Here is an 8,500-nt window from a genome sequence, read left to right as displayed (position 1 = left end):
GCTGTTCGGCGGACTCGCGAGCGTGACGCTGGCGGGTCCGGCGTGGGCAGACCCCGCGCCACCTTTCGCTCTGTTGCTCAAGCAAGCCGAGCAATCTCCCCGCCTCCAAGAGCTGGCGGCCGACGTCGATCGTGCGACGGGCCTGTCCGAGCAAGCCCGTGCGCGCCCCAATCCATCCGTGAGCGTCTATGCTGAGAACTTTGCCGGCTCGTCGCCCTATGCCGGGTTCGACCGGACCGAGACGACGCTGCAATATAGCCAGCCGTTCGAACTGGGCGGCAAACGATCTGCGCGCATCGCTGCTGGCGAAGCCGGGGTGACGGCAGCCCGCGCGCGAGGACTGCAAGGTCGCGTCGCCTTCGCTTATGATCTTGCGCGGGCCTATGCCGCCGTCGAACTCGCCGATCGGCGCATCACGATTGCCGAGGACGAGGTAGAGGAGGGCGAAGCCGACCTGAAATTGGCCCGGGCTCTGGTCGAAGCAGGCAAGGAAGCCCGGCTTCGCGCGCTGCAAGCCGAAACCGACCTCAACGCCGCCCGGGCCGTGCTGGAGAGCACGCGGGCAGCGCGCACGGCGGCGCTCGCTCGGTTGTCCGCACTGGCCGGGGTGGAGACCCCCTTCACCGGCATTTCGGACTCCTTGCTCGATCCTCCTTTGTCACGCGCTGCTTATGGGCCGGTCGATCCGCTCCGCACCACAAGCTATCTTGCCGCACTGGCCGATCGGGAGGCTGCCGCAAAACGTGCAGCGTCCGAGCGCAAGCGTGCGATTCCCGACATTACCGGCCAGATCGGTGTGCGAAGGCTCGATCAGGACCGTGCAACCGCGCTGGTCGCCGGCGTTTCGTTGCCGCTGCGTCTGTTCGATCACAACCGGGGCAATATCGCCGCAGCCGACGCCGACCTGCACGGCGCGGAAGCCAGGGCGGCGGCGGCACGGCTTGAAGCGACCGCCAATGTCCGCAGCGCCGTTGCGCTCGCCGAAGCCGCTGACGCCCGCGTCACCGCCGCAGAACGGACGATGGCGACGGCCGAGGAAACCTATCGGCTTGCCCGTATCGCCTATGAAGCAGGCAAATCGCCCTTGAGCGAACTGCTTGTCGCCCGCCACGGATTGGGTGCTGCGCGTGGCGTCGTCGCCGATGCTGCAGCCGCCCGTTTCGATGCCCGTGCTCAACTCGCCAGCCTGAACGGCATGGCCATCACCGGAGACCCGGTCCAATGAACGACAAGACACGCCTTTATGCCGGGGCCGCGATCGGCCTGGTCGCTGCCGCCGCGCTCGGCTTTGGTGCCGCGCGCCTGACTCAGCCAGCACCGCCTGCGCCCGAAGCGATGGCGACGACGCCGAGCGCGCCTATTGACTCGGTCGAGATCACGCCAGACGGCATCCGCATTTCGGCGATCACCGTCGCGGCCGCCGCATCGGGCGAACTCGACGCGGCGATCCCGGCGTCCGCCACGGTGGAGGCGACCCCCGATGCCGAAGCGGTGCTGACCGCGCGCGCGCCCGGGACCGTCACACGCATCTTCAAGCGCATCGGCGATCCGGTGCGCGCGGGCGATATGCTCGCGCTGGTCGAAAGCCGCGATGCCTCGACGATCGCCGCCGACCGTGCTGCAGCTGCGGCGCGCGTGTCGCTGGCCTCGAAACAGCTGGCGCGTGAGCGTTCATTGCTTGCGCAAGGCGTGTCGGCGCGAGCCGATTATGAAAGCGCGCAGGCAGCACTCGCGGTCGCCCAGGCCGATGCAGGACGCGCCAGCGCCGCAGCAGGCGCGGTGCGGCTGGCGCGCGATGGTCGGTCGATCGCGGTCGTCAGCCCGGTGACGGGGCGGGTCACCGCCGCGACCGCCAGCCTCGGCCAGTTCATCGCAGCGGAGACCGAGCTGTTCCGTGTCGCCGATCCGTCGCGCCTGCAGATCACCGCCAGCCTCCCGCAAGCCGACGCGCCCCGCGTCCGCACCGGTGACCGAGTAGAACTGACCACCAGCGACGGACAGATGATCACAGGGCGGGTGCGCTCGACCACGGGTGTGGTCGACCGCGAGACGCGCGGTGCGACGATCGTGATCGAGCCGGGCGCGGGCGCCAGCCTGCTCGTGCCGGGCCAATTGATCCAGGCGCGCGTCTTTGCCAGCGGCGGGGCTGCAAAATCGGGCGTGATGGTGCCGCAGGACGCGGTCCAAACAATCGGTGATCGCCGCGTGGTGTTCGTCCGCACGCGCGGCGGCTTCAAGGCGCAGACGGTCCAGGTCGGCAGCCGCAGCGGCGGGATGGTCGCGATTGCATCGGGCCTGAATCCCGAAACGCCGATCGCCACCACCAACGCCTTCCTCCTCAAGGCCGAGATCGAGAAGGAGCAGGCAGAATGATCGCGCACATCCTCTCGCTCTCAGTCCGCATGCGATGGCTCGTGGCGTCGCTGACGCTGCTCGTCATTGCCTTTGGCGCCTGGCAGATCACCATGCTGCCGATCGACGCCGTGCCCGACGTAACCAACCGCCAGGTCCAGATCAGCACCTTTGCGCCGACGCTGGGCCCGGTCGATATCGAGAAACAGGTGACCTTCCCGGTCGAGACCGCGCTGGCGGGCATTCCGGGGCTGGAGATGACCCGCTCTTTCTCGCGCAACGGCTTCAGCCAAGTGACCGCCGTGTTCAGCGATTCGACCGACGTGTTTTTCGCGCGACAACAGGTGACTGAGCGGCTTACCCAAGCGAAAGACAGCCTGCCGGCCGGCGTCCAGCCAAATCTCGCGCCGCTCAGCACAGGCCTTGGCGAGATCTTCTTCTACTCAGTCGCCTTTCGCCATCCCGACGGCAAGGGCGGCGCTGAACACGTTGATGGCAAGCCCGGCTGGCAATCGGATGGCAGCTACCTGACGCCTGAGCGCGAGCGGCTGACGACCGAGCTCGCCAAGGCGGCCTATCTGCGTACCGTGCAGGACTGGATCATCCGGCCACAAATGCGCACCGTCAAAGGCGTTGCCGGCGTTGATTCCAACGGCGGCTATGTGAAGCAATATCTGGTTGAGCCGAACCTGAATGCGCTTGCAACCTACGGCTTGTCGATCACCGAACTGGCCGATGCGCTGGAGCGCGCCAATCTCTCGGCTGGGTCGAATTACGTGCGCCGGGCGGGCGAAAGTTTCCTGGTCCGTGCCGATGCCCGGCTGAAGTCGATCGAGGACATTCAAGACGCGGTGGTGGCGACGCGCGCGGGCAATCCAGTGCGCGTTCGGGATGTCGGTGAAGTCGTCATCGGCGGCGCGGTCCGCACCGGCTCGGGCAGCCGCATGGGATCGGAAGCGGTCATCTCGACCGTGCTGATGCTGGTCGGCAGCAATAGCCGGATCGTCGCCAATGCGGCAGGCGAGAAGCTGACCGAGGTCAACCGCTCGCTCCCGCCCGACGTCTTCGCGGAACCCGTCTACAACCGATCGAAGCTGGTCAACGCGACGATCGCGACGGTCGAGAAGAACCTGATCGAGGGCGCGTTGCTCGTCATCGTCGTGCTGTTCCTGCTGCTCGGCAATATCCGCGCGGCGCTAATTACGGCGGCGGTGATCCCGATCACGATGCTGATGACGGCGGCAGGCATGAACGGGCTGGGCGTGTCGGGCAATCTGATGAGTCTGGGTGCGCTCGATTTCGGCCTGATCGTCGATGGCGCGGTCATCATCGTCGAGAACGCGCTGCGACGGCTCGCCGAACGACAGGAACATGAGGGTCGCCCGCTCACGCGCGACGAGCGCATGACGGAGACGACGCTCGCCGCGCAGGAGATGGTGAAGCCGACGCTGTTCGGGCAGCTCATCATCTTCCTGGTGTTCGTGCCGTTGCTCACCTTCCAGGGGGTCGAGGGCAAGACCTTCGCGCCGATGGCGACGACGCTGATGCTCGCGCTTGCCGCCGCGTTCGTGCTGTCGCTCACCTTCGTGCCCGCGATGATCGCGCTCGTCATCACCGGCAAGGTGAGCGAGACCGAGGTCAAGCCGATCCGCTGGTTCAAGGATCGCTACGCGCCGCTGCTCGCGCGCGCGGTGGCACGACCGCTGCCGTTCATCGCCACCGGGGCAGGCGTGTTCCTGGCGGCGGTGTTGTGCTTCGGCTTGCTCGGCGAGGAATTCATGCCGCAGCTCGACGAGAAGGACATCACCGTCACCAATTTCCGCGTGCCCTCGGCGTCGATCGACCAGTCGACACAGATGCAGCTCCGGATCGAGGATGCGCTTAAGACATTGCCCGAGGTGGCTTTGGTCTTCTCCAAGAACGGCAATGCCGATCTCGGCACCGATCCGATGCCGCCGAACGCGTCGGACACCTATGTCATCCCCAAGCCCGAGAGCGAGTGGCCGGCCGATGTCCACAGCAAGGCCGACATCCTCGCGCGGATCGAAGCGAAGATGAAGCCGCTGATCGGCAACCGCACCGAGATCCAGCAGCCGATCCAGATGCGCTTCAACGAGCTGATCGCGGGCGTGCGCTCGGACGTCGCGGTCAAGCTCTATGGCGACGACCTCGACCAGATGACGCAACAGGCGCAGCGCATTGCGGCGACGCTCCGGGCGATCCCGGGTGCTGCCGACGTCAGCGCCGAACAGACCGATGGCGCACCGACCTTCGACGTGAAGATCGACCGGCAATCGGCGGCGCGCTACGGCCTGTCGGTCGAGGAAGTGGCGAACACTGTGGCCGCCGCGCTGGGCGGACGCGAGGCGGGCTTGCTGTTCGAGGGCGACCGGCGCTTCGCGGTCGTCGTCCGGCTCGCCGATGCGCAGCGCGACGATCTGGAAACCTTGGGTGCCATCCCGGTGATGTTGCCCGCTATGGACGGCCAAATCGCGCGTTCGATCCCGCTGCGCGAAGTGGCGCGGTTCAGCTATACGCAAGGGCTGAACCAGATCAGTCGCGAGAATGGCAAGCGGATGGTCGTCGTGCAGGTCAATGTGCGCGGGCGCGATCTCGGCGGGTTCGTGACCGAGGCGCAGGACAAAATCGGCAAGCTCGACCTGCCGCCGGGGATGTACACCGCTTGGGGCGGCACGTTCGAGAGCCTCCAGTCCGCGCGGCTTCGGCTGATGATCGTCGTGCCGATCTGCTTCCTTGCCATTTACGGGCTGCTCTACATGGCGCTTGGCGGCTTCGTGCCGGCGGCGATCGTCTTCAGCGCGGTGCCGATGGCGCTGGCGGGCGGTGTGTTCGCGCTGCTGCTGCGCGGGATTCCCTTCTCGATTACGGCGGCGGTCGGCTTCATCGCGCTGTCGGGCGTGGCGGTGCTCAATGGCTTGGTAATGATGAGCGCGATCCGCAAACATCGTGAGGACGGCGCGGACGAGGAGGCGTCCATCATCGACGGCGCCATGGAACGCGTGCGGCCGGTACTGATGACGGCGCTAGTTGCCAGCCTTGGCTTCGTGCCGATGGCGCTGGCGACGGGCACCGGGGCTGAGGTGCAGCGCCCCCTGGCCACCGTGGTGATCGGCGGTCTGATCACCTCGACCGCACTCACGCTGCTGGTGCTGCCTGCGATTGCGGCTGCCGCGCACCGATTCAGGCAGCGGCGAGCCGCGATGCGCGGTGTCGCCCCACCCGCTCATACGTAACGATCGACTGACGGTGCCTTGTGCGCCATCAGTCTAAATCACTCCGGCCGTTGGCTAAGCGGTCTTTCGCAGACTACCGGAACGGTGGGCACGACGCGTCCTCCAGTAAATCACAGACCCGTCGGTTTGGTTCGTCTCTTCTTGGGGAGACCACAATCCCATGACCGTCCCGGGCAATCCACACGGCCGTTTGGCAACCTGTGGGTTGGCTAAAGTCATCTTCTGGAGCTACCTATTGAGTTGACTTTGCTTCAAGTCAGATACCGCGCGCTCGCGCAGCCGAGGCTTCGCGCATTGATGCTTCTCGGATACGCATAAAAATCGTTGGAAGTCGGCATAGCAGCGCCATGCCGTCACGACTTTTAGCTGCTTTCGTTGGCGATCGCCCCGTTTTGAATGTCATCCAACACCTCCTTGGCGAGACTGCGCCCTTGCTGGACGCGCCGTCCGAGCGTCTCGATGAAGCTTTCATAGCGCTCGCGCCCCTTGGCCTGGGCGGAAGCCTGCGCGCTGTCGGCGAGCGGCGGCGTTGCGGTCAGCCATGCGCGAACGAACAGGCCCAGAGCCTCCAGCGCGATGGTCTGATCCCGTTCGAGCCGTTCGACCTGCCGGGTCAGCCGATCGAGGCGCCGGGTGTAGGCCGCTTCGCGCCGATCGGCGCCGTCTGGCGACAGGAACGATGCGACGGCGGCATCGACGATCGCCGATTTGGAGACGCACCGCCGGATTGCGAGCTCCTCCAGCGCCTTGGCGGTCGCCGGCTCGAAATAGACGTTGAGGCGGTCCCGGCGTCCGCTCACAGAGCGATGCCGTCGTCGGGATTCATTGCCGCTTGCCGGGCATTGGCGCGCACCCGGCCCTGCAGCGTTCTGGCGCGGGCCGCCTCCTGGTCATCGGACTCCGCGTCTTCGAACTCGGGCACGGGTTCGCGAGGTGGCGGATCGACCGCCTCGTGCACGGGCAACTCGGGTTCTTGCCGGATGCCCGCATTTGCGGCGTCGGTCGCGTCGGCCTCCGCTGGAGGAGCAGCACTGGGAGTCTGTGTGACGGCGGCAGGCACGGTGAGGCCGCTCCAATCGTCGCGCGGCATCGATCGATCTCCGGACGTCCGCGCCTCGGGAGGGGGCAGGACGCGGCGTTGCAACTGGGCATCCTCGTAGTAGCGCGCCTTCTTGGCCCGGATCGGGAAGATACCGGAGACGAGGACCAGCGCGTCGGCGGGCGGAAGCTGCATGATCTCGCCCGGCGTGAGCAGCGGCCGCGCCGTCTCCTGGCGTGAGACCATCAGATGCCCGAGCCAGGGCGACAGCCGATGGCCGGCATAGTTCTTCGCGTCGCGTATCTCGGTCGCCGTACCGAGCGAGTCGCTCACGCGCTTGGCGGTCCGTTCGTCGTTGGTCGCGAAACTGACTCTGACGTGGCAGTTGTCGAGGATCGCGTTGTTCTGGCCGTAGGCCTTTTCGATCTGGTTTAGCGACTGGGCGATCAAAAAGCTCTTCAGGCCGTAGCCCGCCATGAAGGCGAGCGCGCTCTCGAAGAAGTCGAGCCGCCCGAGCGCCGGAAACTCGTCGAGCATCAGCAGCAACCGGTGGCGCTTGCGCCGCGCATCGAGTTCCTCGGTCAGGCGGCGGCCGACCTGATTCAGGATCAGGCGCACGAGTGGCTTGGTGCGACAGATGTCTGACGGCGGGACGACGAGGTAGAGCGAGACGGGGTCCGCACCCTCGACGAGGTCGCCGATCCGCCAGTCGCAGCGCGAGGTCACCGCGGCGACGACGGGATCGCGGTAGAGACCGAGGAACGACATGGCGGTCGATAGGACGCCCGATCGTTCGTTGTCGGATTTGTTGAGCAGTTCGCGCGCGGCGCTGGCGACAACGGGATGGGGCATGTCGCCGAGATGGCAGGTGACCAGCATCGCGTGCAGCGTGGTCTCGATCGGACGACGCGGATCGGACAGGAAGGCGGCGACCCCGGCGAGCGTCTTGTCGGTCTCGGCGTAGAGAACGTGCAGGATCGCGCCGACGAGGAGCGCGTGGCTGGTCTTCTCCCAGTGATTGCGCTTCTCGAGCGCGCCTTCGGGATCAACCAGGATGTCGGCGATGTTCTGGACGTCGCGCACTTCGGACGGCCCGCGGCGCACTTCGAGCAGTGGATTGTAGGCGTCCGAGCGGGCGTCGGTCGGATCGAAGCGCAGCACGCGGCCGTGTCGCGCGCGCCATCCTGCGGTCAGGCTGAAGTTCTCGCCCTTGATGTCGTGTACGATCACCGAACCCGGCCAGGTCAGCAGCGTCGGCACGACAAGCCCGACGCCCTTGCCCGAGCGTGTTGGCGCGAAGCACAGGACGTGCTCGGGTCCGTCGTGGCGCAGATAGTCTCGGTCGAACCGGCCGAGGACCACGCCGTCGTCGCCGATCAACCCGGCGGCGCGGATCTCGCGGGGCCGTGCCCAGCGCGCCGAGCCGTAGGTGGTGACCTCGCGTGCTTCGCGGGCGCGCCAGACAGACATCGCGATGGCGACGGCGATCGACACGAAGCCGCCGGACGCCGCGATGTAGGCGCCTTCGTAGAAGATCTCGGGCGCGTAGGCGTCGAACCCGTACCACCACCAGAAGAAGGCCGGCGGCGGGTAGACGGGGAATCCGCTTACGCGGAACCATGGCGCCCCGAGTTCGGGCTGGAACGCGAGGCGCCACGCCACCCATCCGGTCGCCCCCCAGGTCGTGGCCAGCACGATCAGCAGGACGACGAGCACCTGGCCCCAAAGGATACGGGTGGCAGGCAATGGACTTCCCCTCTCAGGATCGATCGGGGCGGATCATTGGGCGCAGAGGCTTGGGCGCTACAAGAGCCGGATATCCAACGTCGCGCTCCCGCGCGCGTTGGCGCGCAGA

General features: G+C 66.7%; 5 protein-coding genes. 3 read left to right on the top strand and 2 right to left on the bottom strand.

Annotated elements, in window-relative coordinates; translation table 11 throughout:
- Position 1 precedes the first annotated feature (1 nt).
- Genes B7Y43_RS12315 through B7Y43_RS12305 form a run of 3 tightly spaced genes read left to right on the top strand, consistent with a single transcriptional unit; the run spans position 2 to position 5,606 of the window.
- Entirely contained in the window at positions 2 to 1,225 is a 1,224-nt protein-coding gene (locus B7Y43_RS12315; protein ID WP_374131950.1) for a TolC family protein, read from the top strand.
- Positions 1,222 to 2,373, top strand: a complete 1,152-nt coding sequence (locus tag B7Y43_RS12310) for an efflux RND transporter periplasmic adaptor subunit (protein ID WP_374131949.1) — start codon at positions 1,222 to 1,224, stop codon at positions 2,371 to 2,373. Before B7Y43_RS12315 ends, B7Y43_RS12310 begins: the two co-directional genes overlap by 4 nt.
- On the top strand, positions 2,370 to 5,606 hold the full coding sequence (locus tag B7Y43_RS12305; protein WP_374131948.1) for an efflux RND transporter permease subunit: 3,237 nt from the start codon (positions 2,370 to 2,372) through the stop codon (positions 5,604 to 5,606). Before B7Y43_RS12310 ends, B7Y43_RS12305 begins: the two co-directional genes overlap by 4 nt.
- A gap of 362 nt (positions 5,607 to 5,968) precedes the next feature.
- Here the strand turns inward: B7Y43_RS12305 and B7Y43_RS12300 are convergent, their stop codons facing one another.
- Both B7Y43_RS12300 and B7Y43_RS12295 read right to left on the bottom strand, forming a co-directional pair.
- Complete coding sequence (locus B7Y43_RS12300) at positions 5,969 to 6,406, bottom strand: CopG family transcriptional regulator (RefSeq protein WP_374131947.1); 438 nt, start codon at positions 6,404 to 6,406, stop codon at positions 5,969 to 5,971.
- On the bottom strand, positions 6,403 to 8,391 hold the full coding sequence (locus tag B7Y43_RS12295) for a conjugal transfer protein TraG (protein WP_374131946.1): 1,989 nt from the start codon (positions 8,389 to 8,391) through the stop codon (positions 6,403 to 6,405). The genes B7Y43_RS12300 and B7Y43_RS12295 overlap by 4 nt, the downstream gene beginning before the upstream one ends.
- Positions 8,392 to 8,500: the final 109 nt, after the last annotated feature.

It is taken from the genome of Sphingomonas sp. 28-62-20 (genome assembly GCF_002281505.1).
Note: the sequence above shows the minus strand (reverse complement) of the source record. Positions and strands in the feature narration are given on the sequence as shown.

Excerpts from the sequence above, each read along its gene's own strand:
- B7Y43_RS12305 (WP_374131948.1), top strand. The coding sequence starts at position 2,370 with ATGATCGCGCACATCCTCTCGCTCTCAGTCCGCATGCGATGGCTCGTG.
- B7Y43_RS12310 (WP_374131949.1), top strand. The coding sequence starts at position 1,222 with ATGAACGACAAGACACGCCTTTATGCCGGGGCCGCGATCGGCCTGGTC.